Origin of the sequence: Thioclava sp. GXIMD4215 (assembly GCF_045291555.1) — a bacterium.
Classification (GTDB): Bacteria; Pseudomonadota; Alphaproteobacteria; order Rhodobacterales; family Rhodobacteraceae; genus Thioclava; species Thioclava litoralis.
On the sequence record NZ_CP149515.1, the window covers coordinates 2,335,403 to 2,357,410 of the forward strand.

At 63.5% G+C, this 22,008-nt stretch carries 22 protein-coding genes and 1 pseudogene; 6 read left to right on the top strand and 17 right to left on the bottom strand.

From position 1 onward, the window contains the following. The first annotated feature begins 47 nt into the window (after positions 1–47). On the top strand, positions 48–1,478 hold the full coding sequence (locus WDB86_RS11625) for a sulfotransferase (protein ID WP_339108343.1): 1,431 nt from the start codon (positions 48–50) through the stop codon (positions 1,476–1,478). 206 nt (positions 1,479–1,684) lie between these two features. Here WDB86_RS11625 and dapA read toward each other — a convergent pair whose 3' ends face one another. Next, complete coding sequence (gene dapA / locus WDB86_RS11630; RefSeq protein ID WP_339108342.1) at positions 1,685–2,557, bottom strand: 4-hydroxy-tetrahydrodipicolinate synthase; 873 nt, start codon at positions 2,555–2,557, stop codon at positions 1,685–1,687. 147 nt (positions 2,558–2,704) lie between these two features. Between dapA and WDB86_RS11635 the strand changes: the two genes are divergently transcribed. After that, complete coding sequence (locus WDB86_RS11635) at positions 2,705–4,669, top strand: transglycosylase SLT domain-containing protein (protein ID WP_406735977.1); 1,965 nt, start codon at positions 2,705–2,707, stop codon at positions 4,667–4,669. Here WDB86_RS11635 and WDB86_RS11640 read toward each other — a convergent pair whose 3' ends face one another. Next, the gene (locus WDB86_RS11640; protein ID WP_406735978.1) at positions 4,670–5,575 is read right to left on the bottom strand and encodes a DMT family transporter; all 906 of its coding nucleotides are present in this window, start codon (positions 5,573–5,575) and stop codon (positions 4,670–4,672) included. Beyond that, positions 5,556–6,260, bottom strand: coding sequence for a tRNA (5-methylaminomethyl-2-thiouridine)(34)-methyltransferase MnmD (gene mnmD, locus WDB86_RS11645; RefSeq protein WP_339108339.1), 705 nt, complete (start codon positions 6,258–6,260; stop codon positions 5,556–5,558). Before mnmD ends, WDB86_RS11640 begins: the two co-directional genes overlap by 20 nt. A 79-nt stretch (positions 6,261–6,339) precedes the next feature. On the opposite strand from mnmD, the gene WDB86_RS11650 reads away from it, so the two are divergent. Further along, entirely contained in the window at positions 6,340–7,416 is a 1,077-nt protein-coding gene (locus WDB86_RS11650) for an NAD(P)/FAD-dependent oxidoreductase (protein WP_406735979.1), read from the top strand. Between the two features lie 203 nt (positions 7,417–7,619). Here the strand turns inward: WDB86_RS11650 and WDB86_RS11655 are convergent, their stop codons facing one another. From WDB86_RS11655 to WDB86_RS11695, 9 genes and pseudogenes are all read right to left on the bottom strand, one after another. Then, the gene (locus WDB86_RS11655; protein WP_339108337.1) at positions 7,620–8,057 is read right to left on the bottom strand and encodes a molybdenum cofactor biosynthesis protein MoaE; all 438 of its coding nucleotides are present in this window, start codon (positions 8,055–8,057) and stop codon (positions 7,620–7,622) included. Between the two features lies 1 nt (position 8,058). Further along, on the bottom strand, positions 8,059–8,310 hold the full coding sequence (gene moaD / locus WDB86_RS11660; RefSeq protein ID WP_406735980.1) for a molybdopterin converting factor subunit 1: 252 nt from the start codon (positions 8,308–8,310) through the stop codon (positions 8,059–8,061). Further along, a complete protein-coding gene (gene pgsA / locus WDB86_RS11665; RefSeq protein ID WP_339108335.1) occupies positions 8,307–8,930 on the bottom strand; it encodes a CDP-diacylglycerol--glycerol-3-phosphate 3-phosphatidyltransferase in 624 nt (207 codons plus the stop codon). Before pgsA ends, moaD begins: the two co-directional genes overlap by 4 nt. 41 nt (positions 8,931–8,971) lie before the next feature. Continuing rightward, positions 8,972–9,994: a lysine-2,3-aminomutase-like protein gene (locus tag WDB86_RS11670; protein WP_406737045.1), complete on the bottom strand. Its 1,023-nt coding sequence runs from the start codon at positions 9,992–9,994 to the stop codon at positions 8,972–8,974. Positions 9,995–10,026: 32 nt separating this feature from the next. Beyond that, positions 10,027–11,934 carry an excinuclease ABC subunit UvrC gene (uvrC, locus tag WDB86_RS11675; RefSeq protein ID WP_406735981.1) on the bottom strand — a complete coding sequence of 636 codons (1,908 nt, stop codon included), beginning with the start codon at positions 11,932–11,934 and terminating at the stop codon, positions 10,027–10,029. A 299-nt stretch (positions 11,935–12,233) separates the two neighbouring features. After that, positions 12,234–13,019, bottom strand: a pseudogene (locus WDB86_RS11680) (SDR family oxidoreductase); the annotation flags it as partial. Between the two features lie 30 nt (positions 13,020–13,049). Next, positions 13,050–14,009: a calcium/sodium antiporter gene (locus WDB86_RS11685; protein WP_406721354.1), complete on the bottom strand. Its 960-nt coding sequence runs from the start codon at positions 14,007–14,009 to the stop codon at positions 13,050–13,052. A gap of 9 nt (positions 14,010–14,018) precedes the next feature. After that, complete coding sequence (locus WDB86_RS11690) at positions 14,019–14,219, bottom strand: hypothetical protein (protein WP_406735982.1); 201 nt, start codon at positions 14,217–14,219, stop codon at positions 14,019–14,021. A 1-nt stretch (position 14,220) separates the two neighbouring features. Beyond that, the gene (locus tag WDB86_RS11695; RefSeq protein ID WP_406735983.1) at positions 14,221–15,069 is read right to left on the bottom strand and encodes a S49 family peptidase; all 849 of its coding nucleotides are present in this window, start codon (positions 15,067–15,069) and stop codon (positions 14,221–14,223) included. Positions 15,070–15,194: 125 nt separating this feature from the next. On the opposite strand from WDB86_RS11695, the gene fdhD reads away from it, so the two are divergent. Next, positions 15,195–15,962, top strand: coding sequence for a formate dehydrogenase accessory sulfurtransferase FdhD (gene fdhD, locus WDB86_RS11700; protein ID WP_406735984.1), 768 nt, complete (start codon positions 15,195–15,197; stop codon positions 15,960–15,962). A 152-nt stretch (positions 15,963–16,114) separates the two neighbouring features. Here the strand turns inward: fdhD and WDB86_RS11705 are convergent, their stop codons facing one another. From WDB86_RS11705 to ubiA, 3 genes are all read right to left on the bottom strand, one after another. Then, positions 16,115–16,429 carry a hypothetical protein gene (locus tag WDB86_RS11705; protein WP_339108329.1) on the bottom strand — a complete coding sequence of 105 codons (315 nt, stop codon included), beginning with the start codon at positions 16,427–16,429 and terminating at the stop codon, positions 16,115–16,117. A 29-nt stretch (positions 16,430–16,458) separates the two neighbouring features. Beyond that, entirely contained in the window at positions 16,459–18,486 is a 2,028-nt protein-coding gene (locus tag WDB86_RS11710) for an OmpA family protein (RefSeq protein WP_339108328.1), read from the bottom strand. Positions 18,487–18,573: 87 nt separating this feature from the next. Further along, the gene (gene ubiA / locus WDB86_RS11715) at positions 18,574–19,545 is read right to left on the bottom strand and encodes a 4-hydroxybenzoate octaprenyltransferase (RefSeq protein ID WP_406721351.1); all 972 of its coding nucleotides are present in this window, start codon (positions 19,543–19,545) and stop codon (positions 18,574–18,576) included. 11 nt (positions 19,546–19,556) lie between these two features. On the opposite strand from ubiA, the gene WDB86_RS11720 reads away from it, so the two are divergent. Then, positions 19,557–20,282 carry a 16S rRNA (uracil(1498)-N(3))-methyltransferase gene (locus WDB86_RS11720; RefSeq protein ID WP_406721350.1) on the top strand — a complete coding sequence of 242 codons (726 nt, stop codon included), beginning with the start codon at positions 19,557–19,559 and terminating at the stop codon, positions 20,280–20,282. Here WDB86_RS11720 and WDB86_RS11725 read toward each other — a convergent pair whose 3' ends face one another. After that, on the bottom strand, positions 20,283–20,684 hold the full coding sequence (locus WDB86_RS11725; protein WP_406735985.1) for a winged helix-turn-helix transcriptional regulator: 402 nt from the start codon (positions 20,682–20,684) through the stop codon (positions 20,283–20,285). It abuts the gene before it with no gap. Positions 20,685–20,785: 101 nt separating this feature from the next. Between WDB86_RS11725 and WDB86_RS11730 the strand changes: the two genes are divergently transcribed. Further along, a complete protein-coding gene (locus tag WDB86_RS11730; RefSeq protein ID WP_406735986.1) occupies positions 20,786–21,532 on the top strand; it encodes an SDR family oxidoreductase in 747 nt (248 codons plus the stop codon). On the opposite strand, the gene WDB86_RS11735 is transcribed toward WDB86_RS11730, so the two are convergent. Beyond that, the gene (locus WDB86_RS11735; protein ID WP_406735987.1) at positions 21,533–21,940 is read right to left on the bottom strand and encodes an SRPBCC domain-containing protein; all 408 of its coding nucleotides are present in this window, start codon (positions 21,938–21,940) and stop codon (positions 21,533–21,535) included. Positions 21,941–22,008 lie beyond the last annotated feature (68 nt).

Consider the following 22,008-nt stretch of genomic DNA (forward strand, 5'->3'; position numbering starts at 1 on the left):
ATGGGAGGTACAACCCTGAGGGGGTGTGCCACTCGTTGGATACTGAAATGGACATAACCGATCTCGATCATGATGAGGATGTCTCCCTTGCACTTGCGGTTCTTGATGGCGATCATCGTGCCGCATTGAAGCGAATAGAGACACTCTGGTCACAGAATGGACCGAGTTCACACCTGATGATGCAGGCGATCCGCAGTTCTTGGGCGCTTGGTCAGGACGGCGAAGCCCGTAAACTTTCGGAAGAAGCGGTGACTCTGTGGCCCGAGGTTTCGGTGCTATGGGGGATGCATGCCGCGATCCTGACCGCCTTTGGCGATGTCGAGGGGGCGGTAGCCGCCTATGATCGTGCGCTGTCGTTCCGTCCGGATGACGTGCAACTTCTTTCGGGGCGCAACCGCTTGCGGCGGTTTTCCGCGACGGGGCCGGAATGGCGCAGGCTGGCGCAGGCCAGTCGGGATGAGGCCACAAGCCTTGGCCAGAAGGTGATGTCCGAATTCGCCTTGGGCGCGATCGAGGATGCCGCCGGAGAGTACGCGGCGGCCTTCGCCCATTTCCAGCGTGGCAATGACCTGAAGGCGCGCGGCTATGATCCGCACCTGATCGAGCGACGCCTGCACGATCAGCTCGCGCAGTGTCCCGATTTGCGCAGCCTGCCGGAACGGGTCGGTATGGCGGGGGAGCCGCGGATGGTGTTTATCGGTGGTTTGCCGCGGTCGGGCACCACCCTGACCGAGCAGATCCTGATCCGTCATGACAAGGTGTCGACCCTTGGCGAGGCCTGTGATTTCCGTCTGTCGATGATCGAGCTGATGCATGCCGAAATCGGCGCGGGCACGGCACCGCTGGATTATTGGCGCTGGTTCAGCCAGCCCGGTCGGCCACTGATCCACAAGCTGGGCCAGATCTATCGCCGCCGGATTGCCGCGCGGGGCCAGACGACGCCCTATATTCTCTCGAAAATGCCGCTGGATCTCAGCCATGCTGCCGTGCTGCGCGCGATGCTGCCGGAGGCGCGCTTCATTTGTGTGAACCGGCACCCGCTGGATGTGGGGCTGTCGCTGTTCATGACGGATTTTGCGGACGGGCACGGGTTTAGCGAAAAGCTGGAATGGATCGCGCATATGGTCAGGGCCACCGACCGGTCGATGCGTGATTATGCGCAAAAGCTGGGGCCGGCGTTCCGGATGCAGTCCCTGCGGGCGCTGGTCGAGCAGCCTGCGCAGGAAATTCCGCGCTTGCTGGATCATCTGGGCTTGGCCATGCAGCCGGCCTGTCTGGAGCCGAAAGCGGCGCAGGGGGCGGTCCGCACGGCCTCGGATGTGCGGGTCCGGCGCAAGATCAACCGTGAAGGGGTCGGCTATTGGCGGCGCTACGAGGCACAGCTTCAGCCTTTGATCGAGGCTTTGGGGCGTGACTGGATCGCCGCATGGGAAGAACGCGATGCCGATCGTCCCCGGCAGTGGGAGAAAGCGTCCTGATCCTGCGTCATAGGCAACCCAAAAGGCGCCCGAGCGGGCGCCTTTCGTCTTTTGCACTTCCGGCGTGGCCGCAGCACAGGCGCGCGGGCATTGCGTCATCCCCTGACAGGCCCCCCGATCTGGCTATCCTTGAGGGGGCCGTCCTTGGGCGGCTTGCCCCGTGAAAGGTCGGGCCGCTCAGGAGGAGGCCCGCAGGGGCTTTGGGCCTAGATCAGCCCTGCAAATTCCAGCGCGGCATCAATGCGCGCCTTCACGCTATCGCTTAGCCCGACCAGCGGCAGGCGCACCTCGTCCGAGCACAGGCCAAGGCGCGACATCGCATATTTCGCACCGCAGACGCCGGGTTCGAGGAAGATGGCCACATGCAGTGGCATCAGCTTGTCCGAGATGTCCAGCGCGCGGGCCCAGTCGCCTGCCAGTGTGGCGTTCTGGAATTCGGCGCAGAGCTTCGGCGCGACATTGGCCGTGACCGAGATACAGCCGACGCCGCCCATTGCGTTGAAGCCCAATGCGGTGGCATCCTCGCCCGAAAGCTGGATGAAGTCCTTGCCGCAGCTCATACGCTGTTTGGCCACGCGGGCCAGATCGCCGGTGGCGTCTTTCACACCGACGATGCGCGGCAGCTTGGCCAGTTCGCCCATCGTTTCGGGCGTCATATCCACAACCGAACGGCCCGGAATGTTATAGATGATGATCGGCAGATCCGAGGCATCATGCATCGCGGTGAAATGCGCGATCATACCGGCCTGCGTGGGCTTGTTGTAATAGGGCGTCACCACAAGCGCGCCATCGGCACCGGCGGCCTGCGCGTGCTGGATCAGCTCGATCCCCTCGCGGGTGTAGTTCGAGCCTGCACCGGCGATGATTTTCATCCGTCCGGCGGCGGCTTTGACCACTTCGGCCACAACGGTGTTATGCTCGCTATGGCTCAGCGTGGGGGATTCGCCGGTGGTGCCCACAGGGACCAGACCGTGGCTGCCCTGATCGGCATGCCAGTCGACGATCTTCTTGAGCGCGTCCAGATCCAGCTCGCCGTCCTTGAACGGCGTGATGAGGGCGGGGTAGGACCCTTTGAACATGACACGCTCCTTTGCAGTGTTGGGTATCCGACATGGATTCGTCGGGTTAAAATCGGGCGGACATTATGCGAGCTTGGCGCTCTTGCCAACTTGTGAATTGCACTCCGGCGTCACTATGGCACACAGGGGCCAATCAAAGAGGATCTCATGCATCGAAAGACCCTTTTCGCCGGGCTGACTGTCGTGGTTCTGGGCTGTGGCGCCGGTTTGCGGGCCGAAGAGGCCACGCAAGTGGTCAGGCCAAGCCCCGAGCAGGCTCTGGCGCAGGCCTTGGCACTGGCCGATCAGCAGGACTGGCCGGGGGCCGAAGAGGCCGCCCGTTCCGCTGGCGCTGTTGCATTCGATATCATCGAATGGGAGCGTCTGCGCGCTGGCGAGGGCAGCTTTCGCGATTACGCCGATTTCTCGGCACGGCGGCATAACTGGCCGGGACTGCCCCTGCTGCGCCGCAAGGGGGAGGACAAGCTGGACGCGGCCAGCCCCGAACAGGTGATCGCCTATTTCGCCAAGGATAAACCCCTGACCGGCGAAGGGGCCCTGGCCCTGATCGCCGCCTATCAGGCCAAGGGGCAATCCCATGCCGCCGCGACCGAGGCGGATCGGGCATGGCGGCATCTGGATCTCAGCCCCGAGGAGCAGCAGGCCTTTCAGGACCGCTACGGTGTTCTGATCAGCTCCGCCAATGGCGGGCGTATGCAGTCCATGCTGGATCGTGGCGATCTGGCGCAGGCCAGAAGGATGCTGGATCTGGTCACGCCGGGCACCCGCGCGGTGGCGGCGGCGCGGATCGCCTTGCAGGGGCGCAAGGCCGGTGTCGATGCGCTGGTCGAGGCGGTGCCGGAATATATGCGCGGTTCCTACGGTCTGGCCCGTGACCGTGCGGTCTGGCGCTGGCGCGAAAGCTACGAGGACGGCGCGGCGGATCTGATCCTCGACTGGTCGGGCTCGGCCAAGAAGCTGGGCGATCCCGCGCTTTGGGCGGATGTGCGCCGCCGCATGGCGCGTTGGGACATGCGGCGCGGCGATTACCGGCGCGCCTATCGCGAGGCGGCCAACCATCACCTGTCGCCCGGCGGGTCCGATTATGCCGAGCTGGAATGGCTGGCGGGCTATGCGGCGCTCAAGCTTGGGGATGCGCCTACCGCGCTGCGTCATTTCGAGGCGCTTTCGGTCAATGTCGGCAGCCCGATCTCGCAATCGCGGGCCGATTACTGGCGTGGGCGGGCGCTTGAGGCGATGGGCCGCAAGGAGGCGGCAGATCAGGCCTATCAGGCGGGCGCGCGCTACCAGACCGCCTATTACGGGCTGCTTTCGGCGGAAAAGGTGGGCAAGGCGCTTGACGCCTCGCTGATCCAGCCCGAGGCGCTGCCCGACTGGCGGGCAGGCGGCTATACGGACAGTTCGGTGTTTCAGGCGGCGCTGTTGTTGCATGCGGCAGGCGATGCGGCGCTCGCCGAACGTTTCGTGCTGCATTACGAGGAAAGCCTGCCCGACAGCCGCATCGCGGGGCTGGTCGATCTGGCGCTGGAATGGCGCGATCCGCATCTGGCCTTGCAGCTTTCCAAGCGGGCGGCGCTGAATGGCGAGATTCTCGTGGCGGGCTATTTCCCCTTCCCCGAGCTTAAAACCCATGATCTGGCGGTGCCGGAGGAACTGGCGCTCTCGATTGCCCGACGCGAAAGCGAGTTCGACCATACGGTCATCTCCTATGTCGGGGCGCGCGGGCTGATGCAGTTAATGCCGGGCACGGCCAAGATGATGGCCGCCAGACTGGGCGTCGAGTATACGCCTGCGGCACTGACCACCGATCCCACCTATAACATCCGGCTCGGTTCGGAATATCTCAAGCAGTTGCGCGACGAATTCGGCAATTCGCCGCTTCTGGTGGCGGCGGGGTATAATGCGGGGCCGGGGCGGTCGCGCCAGTGGATCAAGGATATGGGCGACCCGCGTGCTCCCGGGGCCGATGTGGTGGACTGGGTCGAGATGATCCCCTTTGACGAGACGCGCAATTATGTCATGCGCGTCGCCGAAAGCCTGCCGATCTATCGCGCAAGGCTTGGCGAGCCGGCTGTGCCCTTCAGCGAGGAACTGCGCGGGAACGGGCCCTGATCAGGGCTTGACCGCCGGTCCGGGCGGCACGGGGTCGATGTTGTTCTGCGCCTGACGCCAAAGGGTGAACAGCCCCGCCAGCACCACGAAACAGGCTCCGATGGCGACATTGGTACGCAGCACATCGCCAAAGACCGTCATGCCGATCATCGCCCCCCAGACAAGCTGCAGATAGCTGAAGGGCTGGATGGCGGAGGCCTCCGCGATTTCATAGGCGCGGATCATCAGCCCGTGGCCGACCACGGCGGTGACGCAGAGGATCGACATCCAGATCCAGTCTGTCCCGCTCATCGGTTCCCAGAACCAGACGCCGACCACGGTCGATACGATCGCGCCGCCAATTCCCGTCCAGAAAATCGATGTGTTGGAGCTGTCCTGATCCGCGACCTTGCGTGTCAGCAGCCCGTAGACGGCAAACATGACGGCGCAGAGGAAGGGAATGGCCGCAAGAGGCGAGAACACCCCGCCCGAGGGCTTGAGGATGATCAGCACCCCGATGAAGCCGATCCCGATCGCGACCCAGCGTCGCCAGCCGACCTTCTCGCCCAGAACAGGGCCGGACAGCGCGGCCACAAGCAGCGGATAGCAGATGAAGACGGCATGTGTCTCGATCAGACCCAGCAGTACGAAAGCGGCGATCATCACATAGATCTCGAGCACCAGGAGAATGGCGCGGGTCGCCTGCATCCACGGGTGATGGGCGCGCACGGCCCGTGCCAGCCCGCCTTTCTGCCGCCCGACCAGCCAGAAGGAAAAGGCCGCAAAGAACCAGAACCGGATCATGACGACCATATAGGTGTTATAGGTTTCTGCCAGATGGCGCGAAATCGCGTCCTGTGCGGCAAACACGATGGTGACGATGATGATCAGGATCGCCCCGAGTTTATTATTCGTCTGAAGGGCCATTATGGTGGGTCCTGCTGGGGGCGAACCGCCCGCGACTCATATGACGTTTATGTCCGAAGCCCGAAACACGCTCGACCTCGAAGCCCGCATCCTGTAGCGCGCGGCGCACGAAGCCTGCGGCGGTATAGGTGGCAAAGCTGCCCTGCGGCGCCGTGTGGCGGCCCACCTCGGCCATCAGCTCCGGCCCCCAAAGCTCGGGGTTCTTGGCGGGCGAGAAGCCGTCAAGATACCACGCATCGGCCCGACCTTTCCATTGTGGCAGGGCCAGACGGGCATCTTCCATGATCACCTGCACCTCGATACGCCCGAGCGTGAAACGGTCCAGACCCTGCCCCCATGCCGCGATCAGCGGGTCGGCAATGGCACGCGCTTCGGGAAAGCCCTCCAGCGCGCGGGCCATTTCCTGAGCCGACATCGGAAAGGCTTCGAAGCTGGTATAGTGCAGGGCAACATCCGGACAGGCCAGTGCGGTGGCCAGCAGGTTCAGCCCCGTGCCGAAGCCCAGCTCGGCAATCACAAAGCCGTCCCGCGCCCGCGCGGGCAGATCATTGCCGCGCAGAAACACATGGCGGGTTTCCTCCAGCCCGTTCCCGAGCGAGAAATAGGGGTCGTCGAAGCGCGAGGACACGGGAATTGCCTCATCGCGCCAGGTTAGGGCAGCTTCACTCTGGTCAGTGCGGGTCATGCGGGGTAGGGCCTTGGGTAACACCTTGCGGAACAGGGCGCGTGGCGCCCGAGGGCGACAATGCAGAAAGGCGACGGCAATGACAAGCGGGCTTAGGATCAATCGGGTCGGGGCTCTGGGCGATCAGGTCACCGTGCGCGGCGCGGGCGTCTTCGGCCTTGCCTGTGCCTTCGAGATGGCGCGACGCGGTGCCTCTGTGCGGGTCATCGACATCAAGGGGATCGGGGCAGGGGCCTCGGGCGGTACGGTCGGGGCTTTGGCCCCCCATGTGCCCGAGAACTGGAACCCCAAAAAGCAGTTCCAGCTGGAAAGCCTGCTGATGGCCGCAGATTTCTGGGCCGATGTGGCGCGGATCGGCGGCGGGGATGCAGGCTATGGCCGGATCGGTCGGGTGCAGCCGCTGCAGGATGCGGCACAGATCGCCCGCGCCCAAACGCGCGGCGAGAACGCGAAAACCCTTTGGCAGGGCCAAGCCGTCTGGGAGGTGGTCCCCGCGCGCAGGTTCGGGCCGCTCGGGTTCCACAGTCCCAGCGGCTATGTCGTGCAAGACACGCTCAGCGCCCGCGCCTGCCCGCGGGCTGCAGGCGATGCCCTGGCCCGCGCGATCCGTGCCTTGGGCGGCGAGATCCTTATCGGCGCGGCGGAAGAAACGGGTCCGGTGCTGCATGCCACCGGCACGGCGGGCCTGTCGGAACTGGGAGCAGCCTTGGGCAAAAGCCTTGGCGCGGGGATAAAGGGACAGGCGGCGGTCTTTGCCTTCGACGCCGGAGATATGCCGCAGATCTATGCCGAGAGCCTGCATATCATTCCGCATTCCAATGGCACTGTGGCCATCGGCTCGACCTCCGAACGAGACTATTCCGACCCCGAAAGCACGGATGCGCAACTTGAGACGCTGATCGAGAAAACACGCCGCATCTGTCCGGAACTTGCCGCTGCTCCGGTCATCGACCGCTGGGCCGGATTGCGTCCTCGCGCCAAAAGCCGTGCGCCGATGCTTGGCCCATGGCCGGATAGGGCTGGGCATTTCATTGCAAATGGCGGTTTCAAGATTGGTTTCGGTATGGCCCCTAAGGTCGCGCAGGTCATGGCGGATATGATTTTGGAAGGTCGGGCGGATATTCCGCAGGGCTTTCACGTGGAAGACAGTTTCTAGCGCAAGGCAAAGGGGCTTTGCCCCTCTTCGACTGCGTCGAATTCACCCCAGGATATTTAGGGCAGCTGGAATGACTGGCGCTTTCCAGCTGCAAAAAATATCCCGGGGGAGGCGGGCCTTGGCCCGACGGGGGCGGAGCCCCCTGCGATTGTGGAAAAAGGTAATCGCTATGGAAGAGGCTTTGCGGGTGAGGTCACAGTGCCTTACCAGCGGGATAATGCGTCTTCGTCATTTTGCTTGGCGGAAACCCATTTGCTATGGTCGGAGAAATGCTCTTTTTTCCAGAAGGGAGCGCGGGATTTGAGAAAATCCATCAAATACTCGGCTGCCTCGAAAGCCGCCTTGCGGTGGGGGCTGGCGGTTGCGACCATCATGATGGGCTCGCCGGGCGCAAGACGCCCTACGCGGTGGATGATTGTGAGATCGGTCAGGTGCCAACGGCGCTGTGCCGTTTCGGCGATCTGGGCCAAGGCGCGTTCGGTCATGCCCGGATAATGTTCCAGTTCAAGCGCCTCGAGCGTGCCGGTGTCATCGCGCACGCGGCCTGTAAAGCTGACCACGGCCCCAGTCAGGCTATCCTGTCCGAAGGTTTCAAGTTCGGCGGCCAGATCGAAAGGGGTGTCCTGCACGATCAGCCGCATATCAGCCGCCTGTCATCGGTGGAAAAAACGCCACTTCGCGGCTATGGCCCAGAGGCGTGTCGAAATCCGCCAGTTCCTGATCGATGGCGACCCTTAGGGCGGCAAGATCAGCAAAGGCCGCCGCGTAATGATCATTGCGGTTGCGCAGTTCCGCCACCAGTTCGGCAGGCGTCTGGGCGTCGCTCTCGATGATATCGCGAGGATGACCTATCCGCTCGCGCACCCAAGCGAAATAGACCAGCTCGCGTTTCATTTCGGGCCTCGCAGGTAGGGCAGCGCCTTGCGGAAGTAATCCCAGCCGGTGATCGCGGTGAGAACCGCCGCGATCCAGATCAGCGCGATCCCCGCATGGGTGGCCAGATCGGCAGGCGTCAGGCCGGTGGGCAGGTCGCCTTCGCCCACGCGCGGCGGGCGTCCGGTTTCGACATAGGTCAGCCCCGTGCCAAGGAAGAGGATGGCAATCGCCACCATCTGTGCCGTGGTCTTCCATTTGGCCAGTTTCGTCACCTTCAGCTTGCCCGAATCCGTGCCGAGAAATTCGCGCAGGCCCGCCACAAAGGTTTCGCGGAACAGGATCACCGTCACCGGCAGGATCAGCCAAGGGTTCATCCCCGAATAGCCGGTCAGGATCACCAATGCGATCACCACCATCGCCTTATCGGCAATCGGGTCCAGCATCGCTCCGAATTTGCTTTCCTGTTTCCATGCGCGGGCAAGGTAGCCGTCGAACCAATCGGTGACAGCGGCGATGATAAACAGCGCTAGTGCGAAGAAATCAGCCATCGGGCGGCTGAAATACAGAAACATTACCGCCACGCCGGGGGCAGCAACGAGCCTCAATACAGTGAGGATATTGGGTAGGGTCCACGTCATGGGGGCAAGTTAACCGCGTCAATCTGAAAGGGGAAGGGGCTTCACCTTTTGGGGTCAAGATAGTCGTGAATTCTGCCTTGCCAATCGGTGACTTTCCAATGGCCTGTCGATTGTTGCGCAAAATACTCGGCGCTGATGGGCACCTTGCCGTGACCACCGGGGATATCCAGTACATAGGTTGGCAGGCAATGCCCCGAAATCCGCCCGCGCAGCGCGCGCATCAGGGCGCGGCCTTCGTCGATTGTCGTGCGGAAATGCGAGGTGCCGCGGGCCAGATCGCAGTGGTGCAGGTAATAGGGTTTCACCCGCAGGGCCGAAAGCGTGGTGAAAAGCTCTGCCAGCGCCTCTGCGCTATCATTCACCCCGCGCAGAAGAACCGATTGCGAGATCACGGGGATGCCCGCATCCACCAGCCGTGCAAGGGCTGTGCGGGCGTTTGGGGTCAGCTCGGCTGCGTGGTTGGTATGGAGCACCATCCAGGGCGCCAAGCGCAGCCCCGCGATCAGCTGGGTCAGCTCGGGAGTGATACGTTCGGGCGCCACCACAGGCACGCGGGTATGAAAGCGCACCATGGCCAGATGCGGGAGGACATCAAGGCGGGTCAGCACGTCACGCAAGCGGCGCGGCGATAGGGTCAGCGGGTCGCCCCCTGTTAGCACCACTTCGCGGATGGCTTGGGTGGCGGCGATATAGTCCAGCGCCGCGTCCAGATCGGGCGCGGGCAGGGGGCCGGTTTCGCCCACGGTCTCGCGGCGGAAACAGAAGCGGCAATAGACATCGCAGGTCTTGGTAATGTGCAGGATCACGCGGTCGGGATAGCGATGGGTCAGCCCCTTCACTGGCGAATGCGCCTCATCGCCAATCGGATCGGCCAGCTCCTCGGGCAGGGTGGTGAGTTCGGCCACGCTGGGGACAAATTGCGCGGTGATTGGCCCCGCGCCAATCTGCATCTCGGGGGTGATGCGGATGCGGAACTCCTGCGCCACCCGCGTCAGCAGGGTGGGGTCTTCGGTGCTTAGTCCGGCGGTTACCAGATCATCGGGGGTGGTCAGCGCATGGGTCATGGGCTGCGCGCTACGCCGCGGCGGCCAATCGGTCAACCCTTCTCGTTGAAGAAGTTATAGACGGTTTCGGCGGTGGCCTCGGAAATGCCCGGCACCTCCATCAGATCGGTGAGCCCGGCGCGGCTGACCGCCTTGGCCGAGCCGAAATGCGTCAGCAGAGCGCGCTTGCGGGTCGCCCCGATGCCGGGGATCTCATCCAGCGGGTTGGCCAGATTGGCCTTGGCGCGTTTGGCGCGGTGGGTGCCGATGGCCCAGCGGTGGGCCTCGTCGCGCAGACGCTGGATATAATAAAGCACCGGATCCTGCCGCGGCAGCGCCATCACGGGGCGGCCCGTGCGGTAGAATTCTTCCTTTCCCTGATCGCGGTCGATGCCCTTGGCGACGCCCACCATCGGCACATCGGCCACGCCCAGATCATCCATGATCTCCTGCACCGCCGAGACCTGCCCCGCGCCGCCGTCGATCAGAAGAAGGTCGGGCCAAGCATCGGTTTTGCGCTCGGGGTCTTCTTTCAGCAGGCGCTGGAAGCGGCGGGTCAGCACCTCTTTCATCATGCCGAAGTCATCGCCCGGAGTGACCTCGTTATCCTTGATGTTATATTTGCGGTACTGGCTTTTCAGAAAGCCCTCGGGCCCCGCAACAATCATCCCGCCGACCGCATGGGCGCCCTGGATGTGGGAGTTGTCATAGACCTCGATCCGTTCTGGCACTTTCGGCAGACCGAAAGCATCGGCCACGCCTTTCAAAAGCTTCGCCTGCGCCTGACTTTCCGACATCTTCCGCCCCAAGCTCTCGCGGGCATTGCGATGGGCGTTTTCCACCAGCTCGGCTTTCTCGCCGCGCTTGGGGATAAGGATCTCGACCTTACGCTCGGCCTTTTGTGAAAGCGCCTCGACCATCAGGTCCTCATCCTCGATCGGATGCGAGAGCAGGATCAGACGGGGCGGCAGGCGGTTGTCGTAGAATTGCGCCAGAAAGGCCTCCAGCACCTCGGCCTCATCGGCGCCGGAGCCGGTCTTGGGGTAGAAATCGTGGTTGCCCCAGCTTTGATTGGCGCGGATGAAGAAGACCTGCACGCAGGCCTGTCCGCCCTCCATATGCAGCGCGACCACATCCGCCTCGGCCACGCCGCGCGGGTTGATACCCTGAGACTGCTGCACATTGGTCAGCGCCTTGATCCGGTCGCGCAGTGCTGCGGCGCGTTCGAATTCCATCGCCTCGGAGGCGGCCTGCATCTGCTCGGCCAGCTCGCGCTGGATCGAGGTCGTCTTGCCCTCGAGGAAGCGCTTCGCATCCTCGACAAGCTGGGCGTAATCGGCCTCGGAAATCTTGCCGACACAGGGGGCGGCACAGCGCTTGATCTGATATTGCAGGCAGGGCCGCGTGCGCCCCGAGAACTGGCTGTCGGAGCAGTTGCGCAGCAAAAACACCCGTTCCAGATGGTTCAGCGTGCGGTTCACCGCCCCTGCCGAGGCGAAGGGGCCGAAGTAATAGCCCTTCTGTTTGCGCGCGCCGCGATGTTTGGTGATCATCGGAAACGGGTGGTCCGTGGGGATCAGGATGTTGGGAAAGCTTTTATCGTCGCGCAAAAGCACGTTGTAGCGCGGTTTGAGCTGCTTGATGAGGTTCTGTTCCAGCAAAAGCGCCTCGGTCTCGGTGCGCGTGGTCAGAAACATCATATAGCGCGTTTCCGAGATCATCCGTGCGATCCGCGCCGAATGGCCGGAAGGGCGCGCGTAATTCGACACCCGCGCCTTCAGGTTGCGCGCCTTGCCGACATAAAGCACCTCGTTCTGGGCGTTCAGCATCCGATACACGCCGGGGGAGGAATCCAGACGTTTCACATAGTCAGCGATCAGATCATGACCGCGCAACGGGGTAGGCTGTGCATTGTCGTCCAAGATGACCTCGTTCCGGTTGCCGGAGGTGGAGTTAATCATTCCCCCCAGTTTTGTTAACCATCCGATTCTGTTGATCTCTTTCTCTCCCTTTCGGGAAAAGCAAGATGGAAGAGTTTCCACGACTCTTGGGGATAACTATGTGAGTAAGCGCGGGGAAAGGGCATTTTAGCCTTGTAACACTGGCATGTCATCACTTTGCCCGTTTTTTGTGCAAAAAACCAGAGCTTTGATTCCAAAGACTAATTTATTTTTCCTTTGTAACATTTTGAAAACGTTAGCTCTTTGGTAACCTCTGTTCCACAGGGTTGAGGCATGTCTTAACGGCACATCTCCGGCGCTTATTCTGTTCCCAATATGTCCGGCGTCTGCCAGCCCAGATGCTGGCCACCATCGGTGCAGATCAACTGCCCTGTCACCGATTTCGCCTCCATCAGATAGGTCAATGCGGCGCAGATATCCTCGGGGTCCGAGCCGCGTTCGAGAATGGTGGACTGGCGCTGTGTGGTGAAATGCTCGAGCGTCTGCCGCCCGCCCTGCAGCGTTGGCCCCGGTCCGATGGCATTCACGCGGATATCGGGCGCAAGCCCCATTGCCGCCGTCCGCGTCAGCGCCCAAAGCCCCATCTTGGCCAGCGTATAGGTGGAGAATTCCGGCGTCAGCTTGCGCACGCGCTGGTCGATCATATTGACCACCATCGCCTGCGCGCGCGGCTCGCCTGCGCTGCGATCGGCTTTAGGGGCCTGTTCGGCAAAGGCCTGCGTCAGCACATAGGGCGCGCGCAGGTTCGATTCCATATGGCGGTCCCAACTGCGGCGGGTGGCAGTATGGATGTTGTCATATTCGAACACGGAGGCATTGTTGATTAGCAGATCGATCGGCGCGCCCAAGGCCTCGGCTGCGGCGGGCAGAAGCGGGGTCACCTGCGCTTCCTCCAGCAGATCGGCCTGCAAGATCACAGCGCGCACACCATAGGCACGGCAGGCCGCCGCCGTGTCTTCGGCTTCGGCCTGTGACCCGTGGTAATGGATGGCGATATTGCAGCCGCGCTGGGCCAGGGTCAGCGCCATGGCGCGCCCCAGCCGTTTCGCGCCGCCGGTGATCAGGGCATTCTGCATCATAGTCTCCTCCTCGCGGGCCGTTCGGGATGCGTCGGCTCAGGCCGCCACAATCGCCCAGATATAGGCGATATAGGCCAGCGTGAAGGCAAGGCCCGTGACGCGTCCCATCGGTTGCCTGAGCAGAATAAATGGCCCCAGAACCAGCGCCGCTGCAAGCATAACCCAGAGGTCGATCCGCAACATTTCCGGTGGCACGGGCATTTGGCCGAAGAGCCCCGCGATGCCCAGAATGAAGAGCAGGTTGAAAATATTCGAGCCGATCACATTGCCCAGGGCCACATCGGCCCGTCCGCGCAGCGCCGCCGAGACCGAGGTGGCCAGCTCGGGCAGGGAGGTGCCTACCGCCACCAGTGTCAGGCCGATCACCGCATCCGAAATACCGATGGCGCTGGCGATATCCGACGCGCCGGTGACCAGAAGATTGGCCCCGACGGGCAGACCGACGAGCCCCAGCAGCAGATAAAGGGCAATCGCGCGGGCATGGAGACCGTCTTCGGCCCCTTCCACGTCCTCGCGGCTGTCATGGCTGTCATGGCGGGCATGGCGGTGCTGCAAGGCCTGACGGATCTGCCGCGTCAGGATCGCGGCCATCGCCAGCAGCAGCACGATGGCCTTTGCCCATGTGATCGGTCCGCTCAGGGCCAGCACGATGAACAGCACGGTGCCTGCGAGCATCATCAGATAGCTCTCGCGGGTGTCATGGGTGTTGGTGCGGATCACCGAGATCAGCGCGGGAAGGCCCAGCACCAGCAGGATATTGGCGGTGTTCGAGCCGATGACATTGCCAAGCGCGATGGCGGGGGAGTGGTCCAGAACCGCTGTCACCGAGACCAGAAGCTCGGGGGCCGATGTGCCGAAGGCCACAACGGTCAGGCTGACGACAAGGGCCGGAATGCCCAGCCGGAGCGACAGGTTGACCGCCCCCTTGACCAGCCAGTCGCCAGCGACCACCAGCAGGACCAGCCCCGCAACAACCATCGCGATATCAATCAGCACAAGGGCACCTCAGCCTTTCCGTTTTCCATGACCACAGGGGCAGGGCCCCGATCCGATTTGCGGGCGACCGCAGCGCGGGCAGCGTTTGGCCCCCAACCGCTTTTGTCCCGGCCGCTTTGTTCCGGAAAGCCCCTTGGGCAGGCGGAGCTTGCCGAACATGGCCAGCACCGCCATACCTGCCAGAAACAGGGCCATCAGCTTCAGCAGCATGTCACAGCCCGTATCGCGCACGCAGGCTGCGCTCTTCGGCCTCGGCCAGCGCCACCTGCATGGCTTCCTGCGCGATCTCGCCGCCAAAGGCCGCACCGAAACGCCGGAACAGCGGCTTTTTCTGCGCGAAGGGCATCAGGCGCACTTTCTCGCCATACAGCTCTTTGAGTTTGGGCACGACATGGGCAATCCCGTCAATCAGGCCGGTTTCTTCGCTCAGGGCCTGACGTCCGGTCCAGATATCGCCCGTGAACAGGTCGCGCGTGGTGGTCAGGCGCGTGCCGCGGCGGTGGCGGACGTAGTCTTTGAAGCTGTCATGCATATCGTCCAGCAGGCGTTTGAGCCGCGCGATATCCTCGGGTTTCTCGGCGCGGAACGGGTCCATGAAGCTTTTCGACCCCCCTGCCGTGTGTACGCGGCGTTCTACCCCGTGTTTGTGGATGAACTGATCGAAGCCGAAGCCCGAGGAAATGACCCCGATAGACCCCACCACAGAGGTCGGGTCGGTCCAGATGTCATCGGCGGCGCAGGCCAGCCAGTATCCTCCCGAGGCGGCGACATCCTCGACAAAAGCATGGACGGGGGTGCCGGTCTCGTCGGCCAGCCGCCGGATCCGCGCGGCGATCAGGGCGCTTTGCACCGGAGAACCGCCGGGGGAATTGATGACCAGCGCCACGGCGGTGGGTTTGGCCTTGCGGAACGCGCGTTCGATCAGAGGCCCTAACGCGGCATCCGAAAGACCGGCAGAACCGGGGCGGGAGATGCCGATCGCTCCTTGCAGGCGGATCAGCGCGACGCGCGGCTCTTTGCGCCGCAGGGGGAGAAGGGCTTTGAAATCCATGTCCGGCATGTAAGTCCTTGGTCATGCCCCTACAAGCAAGGCGGGGTGCTTTTCGTGAAGTTTTCACGGAAATGATGCGCCTATCCAAGGCCTGAGGGTTTTGGCATAAGGGGCGGGTGCGGTGCGGGAGGCCAATGATGATGCAAGCGGTCCGGCGGGTCGGTCTGATGCAGGGCGTAAGCGAGCCCCTGATCGAAGAGGTGCCGGTGGCGCTTGTCTATGACGGGGTCACGCAGGCGGTCATGATGGCCACCCCCGTGGATCTGGAGGATTTCCTGCGCGGCTTTGCCCTGACCGAGGGCATCGTGCCGGCCACGGAGGCGCTGTCCGATATCGAAATCCTGTCGCGCCCGCGCGGTCTCGAGGTGCGGGCATGGCTGCCTGCCGCCGCCAGCGGCGCGTTTCGTGACCGCCGGCGCGCGATGGCCGGGCCTGTGGGCTGCGGGCTTTGCGGCATCGACAGCCTGTCGCAGGCGCTGCGCGAGGTGCCAAGCCGTCCGCTCCGGCCCGTGATGACGCTGCAGGCTGCGGCCAAGGCGCTGGATGTGCTGCGCGAGGGGCAGGTCTTGCAGGATGAAACCCGCGCCTGTCATGCGGCGGGGCTGTGGAAGGCGGGCGCGCTTGTCCTGCTGCGCGAGGATGTCGGGCGGCATAACGCCGTTGATAAGCTGGTCGGGGCGGCACTGGCTGCGGGCCATGCGCCCGAGGGCTGCGCCATTGTCATGACCTCGCGGATTTCGGTCGATCTGGTGCAGAAAGCGGCGATGTTCGGGGCGGCGGCGCTGGTCTCGCCCTCGGCGCCTACGGGGCTGGCGGTCGAGGAGGCGCGTCGGGCGGGGGTGCAGCTTATCGCGCGGGCGCGCCATGCGCCGGAAGGTCGCGCCGATTATACCGCCCTCTGATCGCTTGGAAACACACGCCCGCCAGATCTGGCCGTGCCTGGTCTTGCGGTCGCGATGGTGCCCGCCTTCTGCGTCCCGTCTGCCGTAGCGTGAGGCTTCGTAAGGGAGCATAGGGGGCGCAAGGCGGGCAGCAGAGTGCCCGCCGATCGGTTCTAGCTGTCCAGCTTGGCGCGCAGTTCCTCGGCCTCGCGGCGGGCGTCGCGCAGCCCCTCCATTGCCGCGCGCAGCTCGGCTTCGGACTGATGTAGCTGGTTTGTCAGCTCGGCCTCGCGATGTTCGATATAGGCCAGCGCACGGTCGCGCGTGTCCTCGGCCTCATGCAGCGCATGGGCCATCTGTTCCAGCTCGCCCATATCCGCTTTGCTTACACGGGTCAGGCGGTGCAGAAGCCAGCAGGCAAACCACCCCAGGCAGAAAGCCAGAAACAGGATGATGGCGGTCGCAAAGACGAATTCGGTTCTGTTCATGTGATATGTTCCCGCAGGCTCTTGCCCAGTCAGTTCTTTGAAGTCTTGAGGTCGGCCGGACGCAATTTGGGTTTGCCCGGGGATTTCGCCGCCGGAGCGACAGGGATCGTGATCTGCGGATCCTGAGCCGCATCGCTGGAGGTGTCGGCGGTGCCGCCCACCTGATCGGCCTGTGCCTCACCCTTGCTGGCCTCCTCGACAATCGGCGTGGTGGCGCTGGCCGTGGCTTCGGGCAGCGGCTCGCCGGTTTCCAGAGGCTGCTCGTCCAGCAGGACGAACTCGATGCGGCGGTTGGCTTCGCGTCCGGCTTCGGTGCCGTTATCGGCAATCGGCTGGGTCTCGCCATAGCCTTTCGCCGTGAGATTGCGCACCGGGACCCCGCGCGCGGCCAAGGCTTCCAGCACGGCATTCGCACGGTCGCGCGACAGGGCCATGTTCATTTCGTCGCGGCCCTGACTGTCGGTATGGCCGTCGATTTCCAGCTTGTAATCCTCGCAGTTATGATAGGCCTTGGCGAGGGCTTCCACAGGGGTTTCGCCTGCCGCATCGATTTTGGCCGAACCCGGCTCGAAGGTGATCTTCTGCGCCGACAGCACATTGTTGAGCCGCGTCACGCATTCCTGCCCCGAGGGCAGGCCCAGCACCGGATCAAGACGCCGGTCATAGCGCACCGACAGATCGATCCGTGCCGCTTCCCCCAGCCGCTTGGACAGCAGCCGCGAAATCTCGTCGCTGGCCTGTGCATTGCCCGAAATCCCCGACACCCGCAGGATATCGGGCCGCACGGTGATCTGCCCGCTATTGAGCTGGTCCAGCGCGGCAAGCCCCGCCATCATCCGCACGCCCCAATCTGCGGGCAGGCTGTCATCGACGCGGGTCGCCCCCGACACATCCTTCGATCCGAATTGCGCACGGGCATAGTTCTCGACCATGTCGCGCTGCATCGCATTGGTCACCCGTCCGCGCAGCACCACCTTGCCCGAGGCATCGCGTGCGGCCGAAAACTGGGCAATCTGGGCCTGCACCTGTTTGGGCTGTTCATGGATCGAATGCAGCGAGAACACGTCGGGCAGGTTGGTTTCCAGATCGGCCACCGCCTGATCGAAGGCATCGTTGCCGACGCTTGCAGGGACATCCAGCGCGATATCGGTATCGGAATAGGTAATGGTGCCCGCGCCCATCTGACCAATGGCGGCAATCCCCATCGCGGCGGCATCGGCCCATTCGGTCGAGGGCACGCCCATGCCCACGGTGCAGCCCAGATCGCCTTCGGCCCCCGCTTTGCGCGCGGCGGCAAGGATTGTGGTTTTGGCGCGGTCGGTATCGGCCGAGCAGGCATCGAAACGGGCACCCTCGTCATCCTTGATGAAGCGCAGCGTGAACGGGGTGATCACCGGACGCGGGGCCGAGATGTTATAGCTTAGATCCAGCCCGTCGGGTTTGCGACGGTTCAGCGCGGTTTCGATGTCGGATTTCTCGCGCTTGGAGGCGGTGATGGCGGTCACCGAGACCTTGCCGGCCTCGACCGAGATCTTCGAATGCGGCAGGGTGCGCAGCGTCTCGACGGCGAAGTTATAGGCGGTGTTCCAGCCCTTCGGCACGGGGTAATCGGCCACATCCAGCATATCGACCACCTCGCCGCCCTGCGTGAACGAGGCCACGGTGGACATCAGGGCCTTGCGGTCGGTGGTGCTGGGCACCAGCCCGATCAGCGAGACGCCATCATCATTGCGCAGGATTTCAAGCGAGAAATCCGGCGCGGTCAGGTCTTCGGTCTGCACCACATCGGTATTGTCGCGGATGCGCGAGGCTTCCACGACGGAGCTGATCACGGTCATGGTGCGCAGGCGCTCGGCTTCCGAAGGGGCGGTGCCGCTGACCAGAACCTGCAACCCGTCGGTGTCGATTTTCGCCCAGCCATGCCCCGAGGTCTCGAGGGCGATACGGATATCGGACTTGGTGCGTTTCTCGATCACTGTGGCCGAGCCGCCCGCAACAAGGGCCGAACAGAGGAGTGCGGCGCCAAAGGCGGTGGCGGTCAGGATCTTGCTTCGCATGCGGTCAGCTCTCCGAGGTCAGAAAAGGGATGCCGGTTCCTTACGGTGTGGGCGGGGTTCTCGCAATCCGTAGGGACGCGCGCAAGCTTACACAATCGCGCCAACGGCGAAAAACAGCGCAGCAAACAGCCCCGCCTTCTGGGCACGGCGGAAAAGTTTCAGGCACAGGTCGGGGTTGTCGATATCAAGCTGCCACAGCTGCCATCCCATATGCGCGGCAAAGACCAGCGGCCCGCACAGGCAAAGCAGAAGCTGTCGGCCCGAGGCCCCATTGGGCAGAAGGGCTGCCAGAACCGCCAGCACCATCAGCGTGGTGGCAATCACAAGAAAGCCCAGCAGATATTGCGGCGTCTTCTCGGCAAAGAGGCGGGCGGTGGATTTTACCCCGATCAGAACGTCGTCTTCCTTGTCCTGATGGGCGTAGATCGTATCGTAGAACAGTGTCCAGCTGATCCCGCCGACATAAAGAAGCACGGCAGGCAGCCCGAGGCTGCCGGTATGCGCGGTCCATGCCAGCAGCGCGCCCCAGTTGAAGGCCAGCCCCAGAAAGACCTGCGGCCACCATGTGAAGCGTTTGGCAAAAGGGTAGACCGCCACGGGCGCCAGCGACAGCACGCCCAGCCAGATGGCGGCGGCGTTGAAGGTCAGCAGGATCAGGAGCGAGATCAGGCATTGCACCACCGCCCAGACCAGCGCGCCCTTGGCCGAGATCTGCCCCGAGGGGATCGGGCGCGAGCGGGTGCGCGCCACGGCTGCGTCGAATTTGCGGTCGGTGATGTCGTTCCACGTGCAGCCCGCGCCGCGCATCAGGAACGACCCGATGGTGCAGCCGATGACCAGCCAGAGGTCCCACCAGACAAAGCCTCCCGTCGCATTGGCGGCCAGAGCGATGCCCCAGAAGCAGGGCATCAGCAAAAGCCATGTGCCGATCGGGCGGTCGGCGCGGCTTAGCCGCAACAGAGGGCGCAGGCGGGCAGGGGCGCGGTGATCGACCCAGTTGCCATCATAGGCGTCATAGACGATACCGTCTGCCTCTGGAGTTTTCCGCCCACCGATCATAGATTTGCCTCATGCAACGCGCCAAGATACGTCTTCATGTAGATCATCCGCTGGGTCAGGGGCAAGTCATCGCCCTGACCGATAAACAATCACACTATCTCTTCGGGGTCATGCGCGAAGGGGAGGGCAGTGCTGTGGCGCTGTTCAACGGCCGCGATGGCGAATGGACGGCCACCGTCACCCGCGCCCATAAAAAGGCCGGAGAGCTGACCTGCGTTGAACAGGCCGCCCCGCAGCTGGATCCGCCCGACCTGTGGCTGCTTTTTGCGCCAATCAAGAAAGAGCGCACCGATTTTATCGTGGAAAAGGCGACGGAACTGGGCTGTGCCCGCATCCTTCCCGTGCAGACCGAATTCACCAATGCGGGCCGGATCAAACAGGACCGCGCGCAGGCCCATGCGATGGAAGCCGCCGAGCAATGCCTTGGCACCTATGTGCCCGAAGTCACCGAGATGCAGAGCCTGATGCAGCTTCTGCGGGGCTGGGACGATACGCGGCGTATCCTGTTTTGCGATGAAAGCCTTGTCGGCCCCGCCCAGACATTGGCCCAGCTGACCCCCGGCCCCTGGGCGATCCTGATCGGGCCGGAGGGCGGCTTTTCTCCGGTCGAGCGAGACATGCTGCGCAGCCTCGATTATGTCACGCCGGTCAGCCTCGGGCCGCGCATCCTGCGTGCCGATACCGCCGTTTGCGCGGCGATCACGCTATGGCAATCCGCGCTGGGAGATTGGGGCTGATTACCCACCGTTCGAGCGGGCGGCGAAGTCTTTCCGTGCCCGCTCGATCGTGTCGTAATTCGCCTCTGCCCAAAGCCAGACGCCGCAGAAGGCCTTCGACAGCCCCAGCCCCAGCTCGGTCAGCCGGTATTCCACCTTGGGCGGCACCACCGGATAGACCGTGCGATTGACCAGCCCGTCGCGTTCCATCGCGCGCAGGGTCTGGGTCAGCATCTTCTGGCTGATGCCGGTGCAGGCGCGCGACAGCTCGCCAAAACGGGCGCAGTCACGCTCGGTCAGGATCTCGATCAGGAGCATCGTCCATTTGTCCGCCACCCGCCCGATGATCTCTTCCACCAGCCGGTCCACCGCCGGATCGCAGGGCAGGGCGTTGAGGTCTTTGCGCAGATCATCGGCGGACATGGGTCATACTCTCTTTCGGGTAAGTATAAATCTTTCCGGTGCCTTCTTTCCCGAAGATAGCAGAGGCCGCATCTTGTTGCCAGCAAGGGAAAGGACAGACCATGAGCTTCATCAATCGCACCATCCTTATCACCGGCGGCAATTCCGGCATCGGTCAGGCGCTGGCCGAGGCATTGCAGGCCGCTGGCAACCGGATCATCATCACGGGGCGCAAAGCGGGCAACCTGCAGGCCACTCTGGCGCGCAATCCCGATATGGCGGGCTATCACCTCGATGTCACCGACGTGCAGGCGGTCGCGGCATTCGCGCCCCGACTGCTGGCCGAGCATCCCGATCTGGACACGGTGATCGTGAATGCGGGCATCATGGAACCCGAGGACTATACCGCCGATCCGGTCCGCCTTGATGTGGCCCATCGCACCATCGCCACCAATCTGACCGCGCCGATCCAGCTTGCGGCCCTGCTGCTGCCGCATCTGCGCGCGCAGCCGCATTCCGCGCTGGTCACCGTGTCATCGGGGCTGGCCTTTGTGCCAAAGGCGGCGACGCCGGTCTATTCGGCCAGCAAAGCCGCGATCCATTCGTGGTCGCAATCGCTGCGTCACCAGCTGCGCGATAGCCCGGTGCGCGTGCACGAGATCGCGCCGCCTCTGGTGGCCACCGAACTGACGCCGGGCCAGTCGCAGGTTGCCGCAGCCCTGCCGCTTGCACAGTTCATTCAGGAGGTGGTTGCCCAGATGACCGCAGCAGAGGTGCCAGACGAGATCTTGGTCGAGCGGGTGCATTTCCAGCGATTTGCAGAGGCCGAAGGCCGCTATGAGGCGGCTTTTGCCACGATCAACGGCTGATCACCTCTCAAGGTAGCGGCGGAAATTTTCCAAGATCGCCTGCCAGCCCATCTGCTGCATGGCGACGGGGTTTTGCGTCTCGGGGTCAAAGCAGGTGGTCACGGTGGTGCGGCCTTGCATCGCTTCGAAGCGGGTGACCGCCTCGCGCCCGTCATCCATGCGGATGGCCAGCCGATGGGGCGGAGTGACCTCGGTATAGGTTGCGCCGAACGCGAAGGACAGGCTGCCGTCCTTTGCGGCCATCTGCGACACGACGCGCCCGCCGATGCGCAGATCGACCTCGGCCTCGGGGCAGTGCCAGTCGGGTGTGGCGAAGTTCCAGTGTGGAATCCGGGCGGCGTCGGTATAGGCGGCCCAGACGGTCCCGACAGGGGCGTTGATTGTGGTGGTGACGGTGATCTTGTCCATTCATGCCTCCGCGAACAGGGGGCTGCGCGCCATCGGGCGGGCAGGAGCCTGCGCAAATGGTTGCATTC